This window comes from Streptomyces fructofermentans (assembly GCF_014651055.1).
Taxonomy (GTDB): Bacteria; Actinomycetota; Actinomycetes; order Streptomycetales; family Streptomycetaceae; genus Streptomyces; species Streptomyces fructofermentans.
This window is the reverse complement of record NZ_BMWD01000026.1, coordinates 104,435-123,453: the sequence shown is the minus strand read 5'-3', so window position 1 is coordinate 123,453 and position 19,019 is coordinate 104,435. Positions and strand designations below refer to the sequence as shown.

13 protein-coding genes are annotated in these 19,019 nt (G+C 73.1%); 3 read left to right on the top strand and 10 right to left on the bottom strand.

Translation table 11 applies throughout. The annotated features are described in order from the left end of the window. Nucleotides 1–46 precede the first annotated feature (46 nt). Nucleotides 47–2,851: a beta-L-arabinofuranosidase domain-containing protein gene (locus IE265_RS29745; protein WP_190038821.1), complete on the bottom strand. Its 2,805-nt coding sequence runs from the start codon at nt 2,849–2,851 to the stop codon at nt 47–49. A gap of 370 nt (nt 2,852–3,221) precedes the next feature. Between IE265_RS29745 and IE265_RS29740 the strand changes: the two genes are divergently transcribed. Then, nucleotides 3,222–3,482, top strand: a complete 261-nt coding sequence (locus IE265_RS29740) for a DUF5133 domain-containing protein (protein WP_190038820.1) — start codon at nt 3,222–3,224, stop codon at nt 3,480–3,482. A gap of 458 nt (nt 3,483–3,940) precedes the next feature. Further along, nucleotides 3,941–4,438: a MarR family winged helix-turn-helix transcriptional regulator gene (locus IE265_RS29735; protein ID WP_190038847.1), complete on the top strand. Its 498-nt coding sequence runs from the start codon at nt 3,941–3,943 to the stop codon at nt 4,436–4,438. 6 nt (nt 4,439–4,444) lie between these two features. Here the strand turns inward: IE265_RS29735 and IE265_RS29730 are convergent, their stop codons facing one another. The 6 genes from IE265_RS29730 to IE265_RS29705 all read right to left on the bottom strand — a co-directional run bounded on the left by IE265_RS29730 (nt 4,445) and on the right by IE265_RS29705 (nt 10,348). Continuing rightward, complete coding sequence (locus IE265_RS29730; RefSeq protein ID WP_190038819.1) at nt 4,445–6,202, bottom strand: PP2C family protein-serine/threonine phosphatase; 1,758 nt, start codon at nt 6,200–6,202, stop codon at nt 4,445–4,447. Next, nucleotides 6,199–7,287: an ATP-binding SpoIIE family protein phosphatase gene (locus IE265_RS29725; protein ID WP_190038818.1), complete on the bottom strand. Its 1,089-nt coding sequence runs from the start codon at nt 7,285–7,287 to the stop codon at nt 6,199–6,201. The genes IE265_RS29730 and IE265_RS29725 overlap by 4 nt, the downstream gene beginning before the upstream one ends. After that, nucleotides 7,287–7,727, bottom strand: a complete 441-nt coding sequence (locus IE265_RS29720; protein ID WP_190038846.1) for an anti-sigma regulatory factor — start codon at nt 7,725–7,727, stop codon at nt 7,287–7,289. The genes IE265_RS29725 and IE265_RS29720 overlap by 1 nt, the downstream gene beginning before the upstream one ends. Further along, complete coding sequence (locus IE265_RS29715; RefSeq protein WP_190038817.1) at nt 7,727–8,146, bottom strand: STAS domain-containing protein; 420 nt, start codon at nt 8,144–8,146, stop codon at nt 7,727–7,729. Before IE265_RS29715 ends, IE265_RS29720 begins: the two co-directional genes overlap by 1 nt. Then, complete coding sequence (locus IE265_RS29710; RefSeq protein WP_190038816.1) at nt 8,143–9,039, bottom strand: STAS domain-containing protein; 897 nt, start codon at nt 9,037–9,039, stop codon at nt 8,143–8,145. The genes IE265_RS29715 and IE265_RS29710 overlap by 4 nt, the downstream gene beginning before the upstream one ends. A 136-nt stretch (nt 9,040–9,175) precedes the next feature. Continuing rightward, nucleotides 9,176–10,348, bottom strand: coding sequence for a PP2C family protein-serine/threonine phosphatase (locus IE265_RS29705; protein WP_190038815.1), 1,173 nt, complete (start codon nt 10,346–10,348; stop codon nt 9,176–9,178). Nucleotides 10,349–10,543: 195 nt separating this feature from the next. On the opposite strand from IE265_RS29705, the gene IE265_RS29700 reads away from it, so the two are divergent. Further along, a complete protein-coding gene (locus tag IE265_RS29700) occupies nt 10,544–10,975 on the top strand; it encodes a MarR family transcriptional regulator (protein ID WP_190038814.1) in 432 nt (143 codons plus the stop codon). Between the two features lie 237 nt (nt 10,976–11,212). On the opposite strand, the gene IE265_RS29695 is transcribed toward IE265_RS29700, so the two are convergent. From IE265_RS29695 to IE265_RS29685, 3 genes are all read right to left on the bottom strand, one after another. After that, on the bottom strand, nt 11,213–11,632 hold the full coding sequence (locus tag IE265_RS29695) for an STAS domain-containing protein (protein WP_190038813.1): 420 nt from the start codon (nt 11,630–11,632) through the stop codon (nt 11,213–11,215). Between the two features lie 410 nt (nt 11,633–12,042). Continuing rightward, complete coding sequence (locus IE265_RS29690; RefSeq protein WP_373303057.1) at nt 12,043–14,622, bottom strand: SpoIIE family protein phosphatase; 2,580 nt, start codon at nt 14,620–14,622, stop codon at nt 12,043–12,045. 82 nt (nt 14,623–14,704) lie between these two features. Continuing rightward, entirely contained in the window at nt 14,705–18,979 is a 4,275-nt protein-coding gene (locus IE265_RS29685; protein WP_190038811.1) for a HAMP domain-containing hybrid sensor histidine kinase/response regulator, read from the bottom strand. Nucleotides 18,980–19,019: the final 40 nt, after the last annotated feature.

Here is a 19,019-nt window from a genome sequence, read left to right as displayed (position 1 = left end):
CGTCGCACACCTGCCCGCCGGGCCCGCCCCGCCCCCACCCGGGGCCTCAGGGCACGTACGAGGCGTTCTGGGCCGTGGTCACCACCTGCCGGCCGCCGGACTGGGTGAGCAGCCCCGACGACACCCACGAGGTCACCACGCTCTGCACCCGCGCGACGAGCGCCGCCTTGGTGGCGAAGGGCGCCCCCGCCCAGATCTCGTCGAGCAGGGTGGTGCCGTCGGACCTGGCGGGATTGGCGACCCCCGAGTCGGTGCCGCCGAGGACCACCTTGGGCTCGGAGCGGCGGAAGTAGACGTGCGTGGGGTCCTCGGTCCCTTCGAGGAACGGGGCGAACTCGGTTCCGTCCAGCGTGTAGTGGAGCGGTCTGCCGGACACGGGGGTGAGCGTCGGCAGCAGGTCCCCGGACAGCGCCGCGTTGCGGTGGAGGCCCAACTGGAGGTAGGAGGTGGAGGAGTTGCGTGCCACGAGGTTGACCGGGCCGTGGAACAGGGTCTGGAGGCCGGGGTCGTCGAGTGCCTTCTCGACCCGTGTCCGGAAGGGGATCGTGACGCGCACGACGTCACCCGGACGCCAGGTGCGCGCGATCGTGAAGTGGCTTCCCGGCGCCGGAGTCCCGCTCACCGCGACGCCGTTGACGGTCACGCGGAATCCGGCGGTGGTCCAGGAGGGCACGCGCAGCCGGAGTTCGAAGGCCGCCGTCGTGCCGCCGAGGGTGAGCGTGGAGCCCTGCTCCCGCGGATAGTCCGTCGTCTGCGTGACGGTGACGCCCTTCTCGGCCCAGGTCAGCGTGGTCGGGCTGTACAGGTTGACGTACAGCGCGCTCCCGTCGGCCTTCCTGAAGTAGACCGAGTCCTGGTACTTGGTGGCGCTCTCCATTCCGGTGCCCTCGCAGCAGGTGGTGCCCTGCTTGGGCGTGTAGTCCCGGACATGGCCGGGCGTCAGGCCGATGAAGTACGTGACGAGCGGCTTCTCCGCGTCGGCCCTGTCCTGCTTCGAGCCGAGCACCTGGTTGTACAGCGCGCGCTCGTAGAACTCCATGTACTTCGGGTCCTGCTCGTGGAGGAACAGCATGCGGCCGAGCTTGAGGAGGTTGTACGCGCAGCACGTCTCCGCCGTGGTGTCGCCGATGGTTCCGGCGATCACCCCGCGGGCCCGCCAGAACTCGCCCGTGCTGGTGCCGCCGATGCCGTACATGCGGGGTGGGACGACCATGTCCCAGAAGTTCCTGGCGGCGGTGAGGTAGCGCGCCTCGCCGGTCGCGTCGTACAGCCTGAGCAGTCCTGTGAAGACGGGGATGTGCTGGTTGGCGTGCAGCCCGGCCAGTGTGTCGGTGTTCGCGGCGCAGGCGTCGATGAGCTTGTCGAGGTCGAACAGGCGGGCCAGCGCCAGGTGTTCGGCCTTGCCGGTGAGGGCGTGCAGGTCGCAGACCGCCTCGACGATGCCGCCGAACTCCCCGCTGGAGAAGATGCCCCACATGCGCTGGAGCGTGGCGTCGGGCAGTTTGGACAGCCGGGAGTACATCCAGTCGCACATGCCCGACGCGAGGTCGAGCGCCCGCGCGTCGTCGACGTGCAGATGGGCGTCCAGCAGGCCGCGCAGGATCTTGTGGGCGGTGTAGTACGGAGCCCACACCCGGGTGTAGTCGCCGCTCGTCATCGACTCCAGTTCGATGAACTGCGTCTCCGGGTACGCCGCGAGGAATCCGGCGTGGCTCGGCCCGCCCCAGGTGCGGCGGAGCGTGGCGGTCAGCCCGCGGCCCGAGGCGTCGGCGAAGGTCCCGCCGGCCGTCTCGTCGAAGGCGTACGAGGCCAGATTGCCGCGGCCGGCCGGTGTGGAGGCCGCCGGGCCGCTCTGCAGGGCGGTGATCTCGGCGGCGGTCAGGGCCCGTGACCACATGTTGAACTCGTCGCGGACGCCCGCGAACACCGGGTCGGCGGCGAAGTGGGAGCGGCCCAGCCAGTTGTCGGTCAGGGTGCCGAGCGCCGCCGGGGTGAGGGTCATCGCCGTGTTCCGCGCCACGGCGGTGCCGTTCACGTAGAGGGTGCCCGTGCCGCCGGACAGCGTCACCGCGAGATGGCTCCACTGGTTCAGCGGCAGCGCGGCCGTCGCGTCCAGGCCCTGTTCACCGGCGGGGCCGCCGGTCGTGATGGCGAAGCGCGGGTGGCCGTTCGCGTTGCGGGTGGCCAGGTAGAGGTAGCGGGTGGTGTCGTTGCCGAAGTCGAGGACCCGGGCCCAGCCCGTGGCGTGGGTGGGTCTCACCCAGGCCGACAGCGTGATCGCCGAGGCGCCGCCGAGGACCGGGGACGGCAGGTCGACGTACTGGTGGGAGCCCCGGACGTGCTCCGCCGCCGTACCGAACCGGCCCGTGACGGCGAGCACGGCCGGGCTGCCGCGCAGGGCCGTCCGCACCTCGGTGAGCGCCGTGACCATCGTGCGGACCCTGTCGGCGTACACCTGGTCGCCCGTACCTCCGTAGGCCTGGGACAGCATGGTCAGGAAGTGGCCCGTGTAGTGGCCGCGGAGGTTGCCGTTGGCCTCGCCGTCCAGGCCCTCCCAGCCGCCGGGCGCGACGGCCCCGCGTGTCGAGAGGCCCGCGTTCGCGCGGAACACCTGGAGCAGTCGGTCCACGTCGTAGCCGCGCCCGTGGTCGAGCATGAGCTGTCGCTTGGCCGTGAAGACGCCCTGGCCGACCTTGACGTCCCCCAACTCGAAGGGGCGCAGTGTCCAGGCCGCCGGGGCGGGGAGCGGGGCGGCGGACGCCCGGCCGGTGGCGGCCCCGGCCAACACGGGTGCTGTCGTGGCGAGTATCGCGCTGCGCAGGAGAAGGCGTCGGGAGAGGGGCGGTGCCATGCGTTCCTCGTCTCTGCGAGTCGGACTGCCGATCTGTTCGGTATCGCGAACGCCGTGCGCCTGTTCGGCCAGAACATAGGTTTTCGGCGGGTACACGTCAACATCTCGCGCCAGTGCGGTTCCCGTGGGCCCCGGGATTCACGCCGGCTCCCCTGCGTCACACCGGGGATACCGTGGTCGCGGCAGGCCGGCCTCCGTCGCCCCGGGCCCCTGCCGTCGGCGCCGCCGACCTCGTGGTCACTCGTGGTCCGGGCCCGACAGCCGTGAAGGGAGGGGCCGGTGACGTCCCGTGGGCCGTGCGCCCCGGAACGCTCCGGTTGATCCCCGCGGTACGGGGCATCAGGACAGGGCATCCAGAGAGGGGCCCGACATGCAGAGACCCGGGGCGAGGACGGCCAGGGAGTTGCTGACCCGCTATGCCACGCTGCGCATCGCGCACGCGGAGCGGGCGACGGAGCGAACCGCCCGCGGCCTGGAGGAGGTCGGCCGCGCGCTGTGCGCCCTGACGGGCGCCGCGGACCTCGACGCGGCCGTCGCCGAGGCCGACGCCGTCCTCGCGGCGGACCGGGCGCGGCGCGGCGCCGCCCGCCGTGACCCCGGCGGCGGAGACGCCCTGTCACTGGCGGTCTGAACGAACCGGGCGCGGGTCGGCGGACGACCCGCTCACCGGCACCGGCCCGGAGCCCTCGCGGCCCGGACGCGCCCACCCGGGCGAGCAGCCGACTCGGCACGGTGGCCCGCGGGGCGTGACGGGACAGCAGGACAGCGGCACGCCGGCTCGGCGGCACCCGCAGGACCCGCGGTACCGGCCGCGAGGCCCGGCCCCGGTGCTCCGGCACCCGCGCGGCCGCGGGCCGTGTACGGTCCGCGCTTTCGGGTAGGGCCGACGTACGTGACAACCGCCATGGCCGGAGCAGACCGAGAGAGATGTGCGTGTGACCAGTCCCGAGCCCGATCTCCGCCGCGCCCGCCCCGACCGGCCCCGGGACCCTCCGTGCGAGGCCGCGGCCCGTCGCCCCGGGCCGCCCGCACCGCTTCCCGGCCGAGCACGGGAGGAGTACGTCACGGCTCGTGGAGACTGACCCGGACATGGGCTGGGATCACGGCCCCGGCAGGCGCCCGGACCTGATCGCCCGTCAGCTCGCCGACGCGGTGGAGAACCTGGTGACGCTCTGGTTCTCGGCCGCCGAGGACCTCTCCCCACGCATCTCGTCGCGCCAGTTGCTCGCCCTGCAGACCGTCCGCCGCCGCCCGGAGCTGAATCTCACGGCACTCGCCGAGGGGCTGGGCATAGGGCTTCCGATGGCCAGTCGGCTCTGCGACCGGCTGGAGGCCGCCGGCCTGCTGCAGCGCTCCGTCCAGCCCCACAACCGGCGCGAGGTCCGGCTGGTGGTCACCCCGCACGGCCGCCGCCTCCTCACGGACGTCACCGAGCGGCGGTCGAGGCGCCTCGCGGCCGTCATCGAGGCGATGACGCCGGGGGAGCGGGCGTCGTTCCTGGGCGGAATGCACGCCTTCCACCAGGCGCAGGTCCTGGGCCGCGTCCGGCCGGCCCGCGACGGGCGGGAGCGGCCGGACGGGGACTGACGCCTGTCAGGAGAGCAGCCGCGCGCGGGCGGGCCGGGGGATCTCAGCCGCCCGGGTGTGGACGTGGCACAGCAGGAGGCACACGTCGTCGTCCCGTTCGGAGTCGCTGAGCATCGGGTGCAGGATGCGGTCCGCCGAGCCGTCCAGATCCCCGTCGAGCTCTCCGGAGCGGAACGTGCCGAGCGCTGCCACGAGGCGTTCGATGCCCGGGTCTATGCCCTGGGCCCGACGCTCGACGAGACCGTCCGTGTAGAGCGCCAGCGTCGAGCCCGGCTCCAGTCGCACGTGGTGGTCGCCGATCTCCTGGTCCAGTGGGATGCCGAGCATCGCTCCCGGCTTGGCGTCGAGCGTGCGCACCCGGCCGTCAGGGGTCCGCAGCACGGGGGGCGGATGGCCCGCGGCGGCCCAGGTGAGCGTGGGCTCGTCGGGGTGGAAGCGCGCGATGACCGCCGTCGCGTACAGGTCGGGCTGGAGGTGGTGGAGGAAGAGGTGCAGCCGGGTGAGGAGCTGTCCCGGGGTCCCCCCGTCGACCGCGTACGCGCGCAGGGCGGTGCGCAACTGGCTCATCATGACGGCCGCGTGCAGTCCGTGTCCGGTGACGTCCCCCATGACGGCGATCAGGCTCCCGTCGGGCTGGCGGAAGGCGTCGTACCAGTCGCCGCCGATGTTGAGGCCGTGGGTGGCCGGCAGGTAGCGCGCGGCCAGGTGGAGTCCCGGTGTGGTGGGCAGATCCGTGAGCAGGGCCCTCTGCAGGGTCTCGGCGATGTCCCGGCTGTGCTCGAACCGCCGGGCGTTGTCGATCGCGATGCTGGCCCGGCGGGTCAGCTCGATGAGCATCACCGCGTCGTCGGCGTCCCAGCGCTCGCCGCGCGGGGAGAGGGTCAGCACACCGAGCGGCGCCCGTCGTGTCGGCAGCGGGATGCACAGCAGCGGCCGGCCGGGGTCGAGCGAGGACGGGGGCTGGTCGTCGACTCCGGGCAGACCACCGGGATCGGCGGCGGCGTACTGCGGGCGTCCGGTGCGGGCGGCGACCACGGCCGCGGCCGGACGGGGGCCGCGCGGCTGCTCCTCGTGGTCCCCGTCGAACAGCCATACGTCGACGCTGCGGGCGTACTCCGGCACGAGCAGTCTGGGCAGCCGGCTGACGATCTCGTCCGGGTTGAGCGATGCCGTCAGGACGGCGCTGGCGTCGGCCAGGAACATCAGCCGCCGGCGTGCGTTCTCCGCCTCCGTCCGGGCCTCGCGCTCGGCCGCGAACAGCTCGCGCTGGGCCCGCCCGGCCGCGTCCAGTTCGGCGTGCAGCGCCAGCACGCCCTGGTTCGTCTGGTGGAGCTCCTCCCGGTGGAAGGCGACCAACTGCTCCTGCTCTCCGAGCCTCTCCAGGACCGCGGCCGTGTCCTCGTCGGCGCCCAGCAGCGCCTCCGCCAGCACGCTGCCGTCGTCCGCGGGGCCCGAGGCGTCCGGGTCGGGGGCCGCCTCGGGACGGGGCACCGTCATCTGCCAGGGCGACGGAGCGTCCGCGTCCCGGCCGCCGCCCGGGGTCACCACGGCCCGCAGCGCGCTCCCGCCGGGGCCGGTGACCGCCTCGACGCCGAGCCGCCAGGTTCCGCCCTTCGCCAGGCACTGGCTCAGGTGCGCGCCGAGCGCGGCCGTGAGCCGGGTGCGGTCGGGGGCGGTCACGCCGTGGGCGGCCGCCAGCCGGGCCGCGGCGACCCGGGCCCGGGCGGCGTCGGTGACGGTGGTGATGTCCCAGGTACGAGTCATGGTGTGCGGTCCGGCGGGGTGGGGGCCAGTACGGCGACGGCGGTGTCGTCCCGTACCGGCCGGGCGGAGCTGCTCGCGTCGCGCACCGTTACGGCGGCGACGACAGCCGGGTCGAGTGACGCGAGGCAGGCGTCGGAGGGCGGCACCCAGCGACTGGGCAGGCCGTCGGTGTGCAGCACCAGCAGGCAGCCGGGCCCCCACGGCTCGTGGTGCTCGGGAAGCGTCGAGGGCCGGTGGGCGCCGACTATGCCGGGACGGGACAGCAGGGGCCGCCAGCCGTCGCCGGTGCGCAGCCGGGCGCCGATGTTGCCGATGCCGGCGAACCCGAGGAGCCCGGTGGCGGAGTCGAGCTGTGCCACGGCGACGGCCGCGCCGCGAGTGCCGCGCAGTTCCGCGTCCAGCTGCCGGAGCAGCTCGGCGGGCGGCAGGTGGCCCGAGGCGTGCAGGACCTCCACCGCCGCGGACGAGGCGCGAGCGGCCTCCGGGCCGTGGCCCAGCCCGTCGGCCAGCATCAGGGTGGACCGGTGGCCGGACCGCACCCAGGTCCACGCGTCGCCGGAGAACTCCGCGCCGGCGAACGGGATGTTGACGCCGCCCGCCCGCGCCGAGGCCGTGACCGGCGCGACGGACCGCCCTCCGGGCCGGCGGGCCGCGGCACCGATCCGGGCCAGCGCCACCGTGCCGCGTCCCCGGGAGCTGTGCAGGTCGAAGTCGTCGGCGACGCGCCGGCAGGTGCCGAGGCCCGCCCCGAGCGAGGCCGCCGTGGAGTAGCCGTCCCGCAGCGCGGCGGACACGTCCGCCATGCCGGGGCCGTGGTCGATCGCGGTGATCTGCACCATGGCCGCGCCGCCCGGGCCCGCGGGAGGGCCGCCGGCCGGGGCGAGGGGAGGGGCGACGGCCTCGACGAGCAACTGCCCGCCCTCGGCGTGCTTCAGCAGGTTCGTGGCCAGCTCGGTCGCCACCAGAGCGGCCGTGGCGGCGCGGCGCTCGTCGAGCCCGGCCAGGCGCGCGGCCTGTTCCGCGGCCACCCTGGCGTCGCGCACCCGGGTCGAGTCGTGCACCGGTACGTCCCAGACGCGGGGCATCACACCTCCCCGCGCGGATGCGGCGGCCGGACGGTCCAGGAGATGACCGTGACCCGGGTGCCCGCGTCCGGACCGCTGTCGATCGAGAACTCGTGCACCAGCCGCCGGGCTCCGCCGAGCCCCATGCCCAGGCCGTCGCCCGACGTGTAGCCGTCGGTGAGGGCCCGTTCCACGTCCGGGATGCCCGGGCCGTCGTCGGCGAAGGTCAGCCGCAGCCCCCGTACATGCCCGTTCGCGAGGCGCACCGACTCCAGCCGGCCGCCTCCGCCGTGCACCAGCGTGTTGCGCGCCAGTTCACTGGCCGCGGTGACCAGCTTGGTCTGCTCCACCAGGCCGAAGCCGAGCTCGGCGGCCGTCTGCCGCACATGCTGGCGCACCCAGGCCAGATCCATGTCCGAACTGATGGGCAGGCTGGCCTCGACACGGCCGGCTGTCTGCATCACGGACTCTCCTGCCGTGCGTGAGCGGGGCGGGACGACGCGGCCTGACGGGTCAGCATCCCCAGCGCGTCCTGCGCGTCGAGCGCGGTGCGCATGCCGGGCAGCGTCAGGCCCAGCTCCACCAGGGTGATCGCGACCGCCGGCCGCATGCCGGCCACGACGGTCTGCGCGGCGAGCAGCCGCGCCTTGGCCGCGATCTCGGCGAGGACCCGCCCCAGGAACGAGTCGACGATCTCGACACCGGAGATGTCGATGACGACACCGGAGACCGAACTGCGCGCGATGGCCTCGCCGATGTCCTGCTGGAGCTGCTCGGCCGTGCTGTCGTGCAGGTCGCCCTGGAGGGTGACGAGGAGTACGTCGCCCAGCCTGAGCACCGGCACGTGCGTCGAGGGCGCGCGGGGGTACGGGTCGCTCACCGCTGACCCGCAGCGTGGGGCGTCGACTCCACGATGCCGGTGCCCTGCTGGTCGAGCGCGTACGCCAGGGCGTCGGCGAGACTCGCCCGGGTCACCACCGTGCCCAGGTCGAGACCCAGGTGGACGATGGTCTGCGCGATGGCCGGACGGATGCCGGAGACCACGCATTCCGCGCCCATCAGCCGTGCGGCCGCGACCGTCTTCATCAGGTGCTGCGCCACCAGGGAGTCGACGGTCGGCACACCCGTGATGTCGAGGATCGCGAACCTGGCGTGCTGCTCGACCACCGCCTCCAGCAGCGTCTCCATCACGACCTGGCTGCGGGCGCTGTCCAGCGTGCCGATCAGGGGTACGGCGACGATGCCGTCCCAGAGCTTGATCACGGGGGTGGCGACCTCCAGGAGCTGGAGCCGCTGCCGGTCGATGAGGGCCTGGCCCTCGCTGAGCGCCGACTCCATGACCACCAGTCGCAGCGTCCCCATCAGGACGGTCAGCGCGGTGGAGCACTCGCGCACGTGCTCGGCCGGTGCCGCGGACAGGTCGGCGACCAGGAGGTCCACCACGGGGGTGCGCAGGGCGTCGACCTCGTTCGACACCTGGGCGGAGCTGGCGCCCGCCCGCGACCGCGCTGCCGCCGTCCTGGTCAACTGCTCGCGCACCACACCGAATCCGGCCGCCTCGGCGTCCTCGGCGCGTCCCGCCGCGGCCACCGCGGCCAATGCCTCGACGACGGACTTGCCGGCCTCGACCGCCTCGTCCCGGGACACGGTGAAGACCGTGCGGAACAGTGGTACGTCGGCCCACCGCTGGGCGATCTGCTCACGGCGGCGGCGCAGGAAGTCCGCGACCTCGTCGTGCGGCGCTCGCTGTTCTGCCGTTTCGTGCTCCGGCACCTTCTCATCTCCTCACATGCAGTGGATCGCTCCGGACTCGCTGGAGGCAACGAGGCGGCGGCATGACTCTTGCCGAACGACAACTGTAGTCGTGGCCCCGCGCGGCGCGGCACCCGGTGTGCGACACCCCCGCCTCCTAGGGGTTCGGCTGCTTTCCGTACCAGTCGAGGCACAGCACCAGCGCGTCGTCGTCGGGCACGGGCCGGCCGCGGTGGCCCGTCAGCTCCCGCAGCACCGCTCCGGGCACCTCGGCCGGCGGCAGCAGGCTGGTGGACGTGATCGCCCGGGCGAGGGCCCGCTCCCCGTACCGCTCGCCGCCGGGCGCCGCGACGGCGTGCACCCCGTCACTGACGAACAGGAGCCGGTCGCCCGGCTCGACCCGGTACTCCTGCGCGACATAGTCGGTCTCCTCGAACATGCCCAGCGGAAGCTGCTCCTCGAAGTCGACGGCGGTCACCGTCCGGTCGCGCAGGTACAGCATCCGCGGCGATCCGGCGTCCACGACCTGGAGCCGGCCGGTCGACAGCTCCAGGTCGAGCATCAGCACGGACAGATGGGCGTCACCGCGGTAGTGGGCGTAGATCGCCTGGTCGGCGAGGGCGGCCTGGTCCGCGATGGAGATGCCCGCGCGCCGCGCGTTGCGCAGCGCGTTGATGCCCAGATTGGTCAGCAGCGCGGCCTCGATGCCCTCGCCCATGCCGTTGGTGATGTAGAGCATCAGGTGGTCCGAGGTGGCGCACCAGTCGAAGTTGTCGCCGAACACGGCGTAGGCGGGTTCCAGTTGCGCGCCCAGCGCGTACTCGGGCCGGGCGCAGGAACGCGCGGGCAGCAACTGCCACTGCATCTCCGCCGCGAGCGTCAGCCGGTCGGTGCGCCGTGCCTGGAGGTAGAGGTCGGTGTCACGCTCGGCGACCACGACCTCGTGGCCCAGCACCTCGGCCACCTCGGCCAGCTCCGCGATCCGCTCCCCGGCCTGCTCCGCCGTGGGCATCGTCACGGACAGGATGCCGAGCCGGTCGCCGCGTACGGTGACCGGCAGATGGACGCGCACCCGGCCGCCGCCGAGGTCCTCGACGAACGGCTGCTGGGCCCCGAACGCCCGTCCTGCCGGTCCGGTGCGCACCGGCAGCGGGTCCGGGTCCGGCGTTCCGCTGCTCACGGCCTGCAGCAGGGTCAGCCCGTAGTCGGCCATGAAGAGCTGGACGTCCTCCGCCGCGTAGTGGGTGCGCAGCGCATCCCGGACCGCCTCCACCAACTGGTGCGGAGCCGCGGACCGCAGCGCTCGCTCGGCTGCCACGAATCTGTTCACGATGTCGGATACGCCGTTCTCTCCGTCGCGGCGCCGGGTCCCCGCTGTCGGGTGGGCGGCGCCGTTCCTGCCTGGTATGTGTCACTGTTGTCCGTGTGCCGCCCGAACTCGCGGGCTGACAGCGTCCATGAAGCCTGGAAGAGTGGCATCGTGACTTCCTCCCATTCGCGCCCGCAGCCCCACGAGGTGGCGCGCGTGACCTCAGAGGCGGCGGAGCTGCTCGAGGTCCTGTGGGGGCGTGCGTCGACGGCGCCGGTCTCGGCGTCCCAGCTCCGGGTGCTGTTCATCCTGGAACACAATGAGGGGATCAACCTCCGGACCCTCGCCGACGCGCTCGGGTCGACGCCTCCGTCGACGAGCCGCCTGTGCGACCGGCTCCAGGCCGTGGGATTCGTGGAGCGCAGGCCGGGCGCCACCAGCCGCCGCGAACTGCGGTTGTACCTGAGTCCCCGCGGCCGGGTGTTCCTCGGCGACCTGCGGTCCCGCCGCGAACGCGCCCTGGAGTCCGTGCTGGAGCAGATGCCGGCCGGGCACCGCAGCGCGCTGCTCCAAGGGCTCGTGGCCTTCTGCGCGGCCGCCTCGGAGGAGATCCACGACGACGAGGCGCCCGGGGCGCGGAGCGCCTGACCGCGCGTGGTGCCGCCGGTGGCCGGCGGTGTGCGCGCGGCCGTCGGCAGGGCCCCACCGGCGCGGACACCCGTTGACGTCCCCAGGCACATCCCGTTCCCCTTCCGCGCTCCCGCGCTGCCTCACTGTGCTGCCTCGATCGAACCATTGTCAAACGACAACTGTTGCCGCGCGGTCGGCCCGCCCCCGGCCGCGCGGCTCCCCGGTGGGGGCGGGCGCGCGGAGGCGGGAGGTCGGTCAGACGCGGGGCGCGTGCCCCGCGCCGCCGGCCGTGTCGGTCGTGTCGGTCGCGTCCGACTTCTCCACCAGCGCGAGCGACTCCTCGACGGTGCCGGATATCGGGACCGTGATGCTGACGCCGGTGAGGTCCAGGATCCGCTGCACGGCCGGTACGGGCGCGATGATGTGCACGCTGCCCCCGGACTCACGGGCCTGCTGGTAGGCGCGGACGATGATGTTCATCCCGGAGGAGTCCATGAAGGGAACGGCCGACAGGTCCAGGAGGAAGTGCCGGCGCCCGTGATGGAACTGGTTCGCCAGATGGTGCCGCAGCTCGGTCGACGTATCGACGTCCAGATAGCCCGCCACCGTGAACAGGGCGATGTCCTCGCGAGGCAGGGTGACCTCGACGGACAGGGGGTTCTGGGCAATGGACACAAGGATCTCCCACGGGTGTTGGCGGCTTGGGCTGGTTACCCCCGTCTGCGCGTTCGATGCCACGGGGCACCGGTCGCCAGACGTGATCAAGTTCTCGTCGCCGGATCGGCCGGATCGGCCGGATCTGCCGGAACCACCGGCGTCCGCCGGATCGCTCCGCCCCGACGGACCGTCGGCGGCCGGGGACGCCGGACCGCTCCGACCGGCCGGGCGTGCCGGACCGGCCGGGGCGCGTGGGCTCACGGAGGGCGCACGCGCGTGTGCCGGGCGGTGCCGGTCACGCGCCCTCCCCGGGGCGGTTCGCTGCTGAGTGACGCGCATGCACGCGCGTGTACCCCCGCATCGCGGGTCCATGCGGGGGCACTCCGGCCACCGGAGCGCGGTCACGCCCGCACTTCCGGGGCGCCCTCCTACGACACCCGTATGCCGACGATGCAGGTGTCGTCGTCGGTGTCCGACCTGCTGTAGGTGAGGAGGCGGTCCAGCTTCTGGTCCAGCTTCGCCGGCGCCGTACGCGCCGTGTCGAGGAGATGGGCCAGCGACTCCTCGACCGAGCGGTCCCGTCGCTCGATCAGGCCGTCCGTGTACATCAGCAGCGTGTCGTCCTCCGCGAGCTGCACCTCGTCCTCCTCGTACCGGGCCTCCGGCACCGCGCCCAGCAGCATGCCCTTGAGCAGCGGCAGCGCCACCGCCTCCGGGCCGCGCACCAGAACGGGCGGCAGATGGCCCGCCCTGGCCCACCGCAGGGTCCGCGGGCCGGGGTCGTACAGGCCGCACACCGCCGTCGCGGTGACCGCGCCCGTCAGGTGGTGCGCCACGATGTTCAGCCACGACAGGAGCTGGCCCGGGCCGGCGCCGGTCACGGCGAGCCCCCGCAGCGCGTTGCGCAGGACCACCATGCTGGTCGCCGCCTCTATGCCGTGCCCGGCCACGTCGCCCACGCACACGAGCACCAGTCCGGACGGCAGGACGACCGCGTCGTACCAGTCGCCGCCCACGAGCTGCTCGGTCTCGGCCGGCCGGTACCTGACGGCCACGTCCAGGCCCGGCGCCTGCAGAGGGGCCTGCGTCGGCGGCATGATCGCGTGCTGGAGCTGGAGCGTCAGCCGGTTGCGCTCGGTGGCCTGCTGCTCGGTGTGCGCGAGCTGGTCGCGGGTGGCGGCGAGCGCCACCTCGGTCCAGTGCTGGGCCGAGATGTCCTGGTAGGCCCCGCGCACCACGAAGAGCCCGCCGTCCGCGTCGAGCACCGGCTCGGCCACCACGCGGATGTGCCGGGTCACCTCGTCGGGACGCTGGAGCCGGAACGCGGCGGACGCGGGGCGCCGGTGGTGCAGCACGGTGCGCAGGAAGCGGCCGATGGCGACCGCGTCGTCCGGATGCGCGTGCAGCGGCAGCTCCTCCAGGGGCACGGGCGGGCTGGACGTCGACCTGCCGTACAGGCTGAAGAGCTGGCCGTTCCAGGTGATCTCACCCGTGAGCAGGTTCTCCTCGAAGCCTCCGATCCGGCCCATCCGCTGGGCGTGCTGGAGCAGGCTGGCCAGCCGTGCCGTCTCGTCCTCGATGCGCCAGATGAGCAGCACGCTGTTGCCGTGCCTGCTCACACTGATGTCGGCGACCGCCGCGAGCTGCACCTCGTCGACGAGCGCCGTGAGGTTGATGCGCTCGGCACGGAACGGCTCGCCGGTCGCGTACACGCGCTCGACCCGGTTGAACAGTTCGCTCTCCCCGGCGGCCATCGGGTACGCCTCCAGCAGCAGCGCACCGCTGACGAGGCCGCGGGGCCGGCCCGCCGGGTCGAGGAACTGGCTGTTGACGTGGTGGATGCGGAAGTCGACGAGCTGTCCGCGGTCGAGGTGCGGGACCAGGACCAGCGCCGGATCGTGCAGCCCGTCGGCGAGGGCCACCAGTTCCGTGGCGTCGGGCAGCACCCGCGGCTCGTGCACGGCGTCGGCGCCGTGCGTGAGGGCGTACGACTCCAACGTGTGGGCGCACAGCTCCGCCAGTGCCTCCACCTGACGGACGATCTGCGGGGTCTGCTGCGGCTGGGGGCCGGGCCAGACGATCTCCAGCACGCCGTTGACGCGGCCACCCGTGCCGGCGGGAAGCGCGGCCCTGCCGCCGTCGGGGTGGTGGTGCTGCCCGATGGAGGGGAGGCCGGTCCTGGACAGCGAACCGATCCACTGGCCCGCGCGTTCGGTCAGGCAGTTGCGGGCCACCGTCACCACCCCGGGTGGTACGTAGCGCCAGCGCCCGGACTCCGCGGGTGTGAAGCCCGCGCTGCCGGCCAGTGTGAGGGAACCGTCCGAGCGCGCGGCCCAGACGGCCACGGCCACCGCGCCGAGCGGGGCCAGGGCGTGCTGCAGCAGGGAGTCGGCGACGGCCTGGGCGTCGCTCGCGGCCAGGGCGCCGCTCTCGGCCTCCCGGAGCTGGACGGCAGAGGTCGCCTCCGCGCCGGACGCCTCGCCCTCGGGCGCGTCCGTGCCGTTGGCGACCGCGAGGAAGGCGCCGGTCACGTCCGACAGCCGGTCGCGGGCGGCCTGGTTGATGACCTCCACGGCGAAGGCCAGCGGGGTCACCCTGGCCTGCTCGGCGAGTTCGGTGAGCTGGCGGGCGGCCTGCGCCGGACCGCAGCCCAGGCGCTCCACGAGGATGCCCTTGGCGAGCTCGACCAGCGCGCGGCCGTCCGCCTCGGCCTGGGCCGCCCTGACCTCACGGCGCAGCCTTTCCACGGTGGCGGCGAGCCTGCCGACGGTGGTCGCCGGCGGCCCGGCGTCGGCGCGCGACACGTCGGCGGAGTGTGCGTCGCCGGTGCCCGGTTCCCGCGCGGGCTCCCCGGCGGGGTCGGTCTCCGCTCCGCCGGGGAGGGCACCGGGCGCCTTCCGGCCGGGAGGCGTCCTCGGCTCCGGAGACGTCCCGGAGTCGGCGGTTCCGGACGCCGACGGCTCGCCGGCCGGTCCTGGGGGTGAATCGGGGTGGTTCAACGGGTCCATTGCTCCTCGGCTGGAACGCCCATGGGGGACGGGGACGACGAGAGGCGCCGGCCGGCTGTCGGGCCGGCCGGCGCCGTCCGTCTCACACGGGCAGCCAGCGGCGGACGCGGGCGATCAGATCGTCGGTGTCGACCGGCTTGGTGACGTAGTCACTGGCGCCGGAGGCGAGGCTCTTCTCCCGGTCGCCGGGCATCGCCTTCGCGGTGACCGCGATGATGGGCAGATCGGCGTAGCGGGGCATCCTGCGGATCTCGGTCGTGGCCGTGTACCCGTCCATCTCCGGCATCATCACGTCCATCAGCACGAGCGAGATGTCGGGGTGGTTGACCAGTGTCTCGATGCCCTTGCGGCCGTTGTCCGCGTGCAGCACCCGGAAACCCTGCAGTTCCAGGATCCCGCTGAGCGCGAAGAGGTTGCGCGCGTCGTCGTCGACCACCAGGACCGTGCGCCCGAGGAAGGCGTCCTCCACGGGCCGCGGTGCCTCGGGCCGCGACTCGTCGGGGCGGACCAGGGAGAGCACGTCGCCCAGCTCCTCGGCCGACAGGTGCAGGGCGATCCGCTCGCGCAGCTCGTCGAGGCTGGACAGGAACTCCAGGGCACGGCTGCCCGCGCGGGCCCGCAGGGCGTCCTCCTGCGCCAGGTCCGCGCGATGGCCGCTGTGGACCAGCACCGGGACGCTGGCCAGCGCCGAGTCGCCCTGCATCGCCTCCAGGAAGCGGTGCGCCTCGCCGTCCGGCATCCCCAGTTCCAGCACCACGCAGTGGCAGGCCTCGGCGGCCAGCGCGCTCGCCGCCTCCTGCGCCCCGACGGCCGTGATCACGTCCACCGTGTCGCGCGGGTCGCCGGCCTCCGGGGCCCGGACGACGTCCGAGGCCGCGCTCTCGGCGACGAGCGTCAGCAGCCCGCGCTGCCGCTCCTCCACGACCAGCAGCCGGCGCCTGCGGTGCCGGGGCGCGGCCGGCGGACCGGAGAGCGCGGCGCGCGACGGCGCCTCGGACGGTGCCGCCGCCAGGGCCTTCTCGGGCGACCGGCCGCCGTTGAGCAGGTCCTCGTAGTCGGGCCGTGCCACGGGCAGGAACAGCGTGAACGTGCTGCCCCGGCCGGGCGCGCTGTCGACGGTCACGGCGCCGCCCAGCAGATGGGCGATCTCGCGGGTGATGGACAGGCCGAGGCCCGTCCCGCCGTACTTGCGGCTCGTGGTGCCGTCCGCCTGCTGGAACGCCCCGAAGATCGTCTCCAGGTGCTGCTCCGGGATGCCGATCCCGGTGTCCTGGACACGGAAGGCCACGATCGTGCCGCCCCGCAGCACCCCGCGCGGCACCTCGTCGTCGGCGGCCGGCTCGATCCGCAGCTCCACGCCGCCCTGCTCGGTGAACTTGACCGCGTTCGACAGCAGGTTGCGCAGCACCTGGCGCAGCCGGGAGTCGTCGGTGAGCAGGTCGGCGGGGGAGCCGGCGGCGGTGCTGACGGTGAAGTCCAGGCTCTTCTGCGTCGTCATCGGCCGGAACGTCGCCTCGACGTACTCCAGGAGCTGGCGCAGCGGTACGCGTTCGGGCGTGACGTCCATCTTCCCGGCCTCGACCTTCGACAGGTCGAGGATGTCGTTGATCAGCTGCAGCAGGTCGGAGCCGGCGGAGTGGATGATGCCCGCGTACTCCACCTGCTTCGGCGTGAGGTTGCGCGACGGGTTCTGGGCGAGGAGCTGGGCGAGGATCAGGAGACTGTTCAGCGGGGTCCGCAGCTCGTGGCTCATGTTGGCCAGGAACTCCGACTTGTACTTGGAGGCCAGCGACAACTGCTGTGCGCGGGTCTCCAGTTCCTGCCGCGCCTGCTCGATCTGGAGGTTCTTCGCCTCGATGTCGCGGTTCTGCGTGGCGAGCAGCGAGGCCTTGTCCTCCAGCTCCGCGTTGGAGCGCTGGAGTTCGTCCTGCTGGACCTGCAACTCCTCGGAGCGGGCCTGGAGTTCGGCGGTCAGTCGCTGGGACTCGTCGAGCAGTTCGTCGGTGCGCGCGTTGGCCACGATGGTGTTGACGTTGACCCCGATGGTCTCCATCAGCTGGCCCAGGAAGTCCTGGTGGATCTGGGTGAAGCGGGTGACCGAGGCGAGTTCGATGACTCCGAGCACCTGGTCCTCGACCACGATGGGCAGGACGACCAGGGCGGTCGGCACGGTCTGCCCGAGCCCGGAGGAGATCGTCACGTACCCGGCGGGCAGGTCCTCCACTGTGACGGCGCGGCGGCTGCGCGCGGCCTGGCCGACCAGCGAGCGGCCGAAGGGGATGCGGACCGGCCTGTCCGACTCGTCGGGATAGCCGTACGAGCCGACGAGCCGCAGCTCCGAGGCGTTCCCGACCTCCTCCGCGAGGTAGAACGCCCCGTACTGGGCTGACACGAGCGGTGCCAGCTCGTCCATGATCAGCTCGGCCACGACCGGCAGGTCGCGGTGGCCCTGCACCAGGCCGGAGATCCGCGCCAGGTTGGTCTTGAGCCAGTCCTGCTCCTGGTTGGCCCGGGTGGTCTCGCGCAGGGACTCCACCATGGAGTTGATGTTGTCCTTGAGGTCGGCGACCTCGCCGGAGGCCTCGACGGTGATGGAGCGGGTGAGGTCGCCCTCGGCCACCGCGCTGGTGACCTCGGCGATCGCGCGCACCTGCCGGGTGAGGTTCCCCGCCAGCTCGTTGACGTTCTCCGTGAGCCGCTTCCAGGTGCCGGAGACACCCTCCACCTCGGCCTGGCCGCCGAGCCGCCCCTCGCTGCCGACCTCGCGGGCGACACGGGTGACCTCGGCGGCGAACGAGGAGAGCTGGTCGACCATCGTGTTGATCGTGGTCTTGAGCTCCAGGATCTCCCCGCGGGCGTCGACGTCGATCTTCTTCGACAGGTCGCCCCTGGCCACGGCCGTCGTCACCAGGGCGATGTTGCGCACCTGGCCGGTGAGGTTGTTGGCCATCGAGTTGACGTTCTCGGTGAGGTCCTTCCAGGTCCCCGCCACGTTGGGCACCTGGGCCTGGCCGCCGAGGCGGCCCTCGGTGCCGACCTCGCGGGCGACGCGGGTCACCTCGTCGGCGAACGCGGACAGGGTGTCGACCATCGTGTTGATGACGTCCGCCAGGGCCGCGACCTCGCCCTTGGCCTCGACGGTGATCTTCTGGGAGAGGTCGCCGCGCGCCACGGCGGTGGCGACCTGGGCGATCGAGCGGACCTGGCCCGTCAGGTTCGAGGCCATGACGTTGACGTTGTCGGTGAGGTCCTTCCAGGTGCCGGAGACACCCCGGACGGTGGCCTGTCCGCCCAGGTTGCCGGCCGTGCCGACCTCGCGGGCGACGCGGGTGACCTCGTCGGCGAACGCGGAGAGCTGGTCGACCATCGTGTTGATGGTCTCCTTGAGCGCGAGGATCTCGCCGCGGGCGTCCACGGTGATCTTCTGGGAGAGGTCGCCCCTGGCCACCGCGGTCGCGACCTGGGCCACGTTGCGGACCTGGTCGGTGAGGTTGCCCGCCATGAAGTTCACGGAGTCCGTGAGGTCGCGCCAGGTGCCCTTGACGCCCTTGACGTCCGCCTGTCCGCCGAGGCGGCCCTCGGTGCCGACCTCGCGGGCGACGCGGGTGACCTCGTCGGCGAACGCGGAGAGCTGGTCGACCATCGTGTTGATCGTGTTCTTGAGCTCCAGGATCTCGCCGCGGGCGTCCACGGTGATCTTCTGGGAGAGGTCGCCCCTGGCCACCGCGGTGGTCACCTGGGCCACGTTGCGGACCTGCGCCGTCAGGTTGCCCGCCATGAAGTTCACCGAGTCGGTGAGGTCGCGCCACACACCGCCGACCCCGGGGACCTGGGCCTGTCCGCCGAGGCGGCCCTCGGTGCCGACCTCGCGGGCGACGCGGGTCACCTCGTCGGCGAACGCGGACAGCTGGTCGACCATCGTGTTGACGGTCTCCTTGAGCTGAAGGATCTCGCCCCGCGCGGGGACGTCCACCTTCTGCGACAGGTCGCCCCTGGCGACGGCCGTCGCGACCTGGGCGATGTCGCGCACCTGGGTCGTGAGGTTGCCGGCCATGGCGTTGACCGAGTCGGTCAGGTCGGCCCAGGTCCCGGAGACCCCGGGCACCTCCGCCTGTCCGCCGAGCGTGCCCTCGGTGCCCACCTCGCGTGCGACGCGCGTCACCTCGGACGTGAACACGGACAACTGGTCGACCATGCCGTTGAAGACGGTCGCGATGTCCCCGAGCAGCCCACCGCCGTCGTCCGGCAGGCGGGTCCCGAAGTCTCCGTCGCGCACCGCGGTCAGGCCTGCCAGAAGCTGCCGCAGCTCCTGGTCGCCCGGCGTGTGGCCGACGGTCTCGGTCGTCTGGCTGGTCATGTGCACCCTCGTTCCGCTCCCCAAGAGCCCCGTACGACGG

Excerpts from the sequence above, each read along its gene's own strand:
- IE265_RS29745 (WP_190038821.1), bottom strand. The coding sequence starts at position 2,851 with ATGGCACCGCCCCTCTCCCGACGCCTTCTCCTGCGCAGCGCGATACTC.
- IE265_RS29740 (WP_190038820.1), top strand. The coding sequence starts at position 3,222 with ATGCAGAGACCCGGGGCGAGGACGGCCAGGGAGTTGCTGACCCGCTAT.
- IE265_RS29735 (WP_190038847.1), top strand. The coding sequence starts at position 3,941 with ATGGGCTGGGATCACGGCCCCGGCAGGCGCCCGGACCTGATCGCCCGT.
- IE265_RS29730 (WP_190038819.1), bottom strand. The coding sequence starts at position 6,202 with ATGACTCGTACCTGGGACATCACCACCGTCACCGACGCCGCCCGGGCC.
- IE265_RS29725 (WP_190038818.1), bottom strand. The coding sequence starts at position 7,287 with ATGCCCCGCGTCTGGGACGTACCGGTGCACGACTCGACCCGGGTGCGC.
- IE265_RS29720 (WP_190038846.1), bottom strand. The coding sequence starts at position 7,727 with ATGCAGACAGCCGGCCGTGTCGAGGCCAGCCTGCCCATCAGTTCGGAC.
- IE265_RS29690 (WP_373303057.1), bottom strand. The coding sequence starts at position 14,622 with ATGGACCCGTTGAACCACCCCGATTCACCCCCAGGACCGGCCGGCGAG.
- IE265_RS29685 (WP_190038811.1), bottom strand. The coding sequence starts at position 18,979 with ATGACCAGCCAGACGACCGAGACCGTCGGCCACACGCCGGGCGACCAG.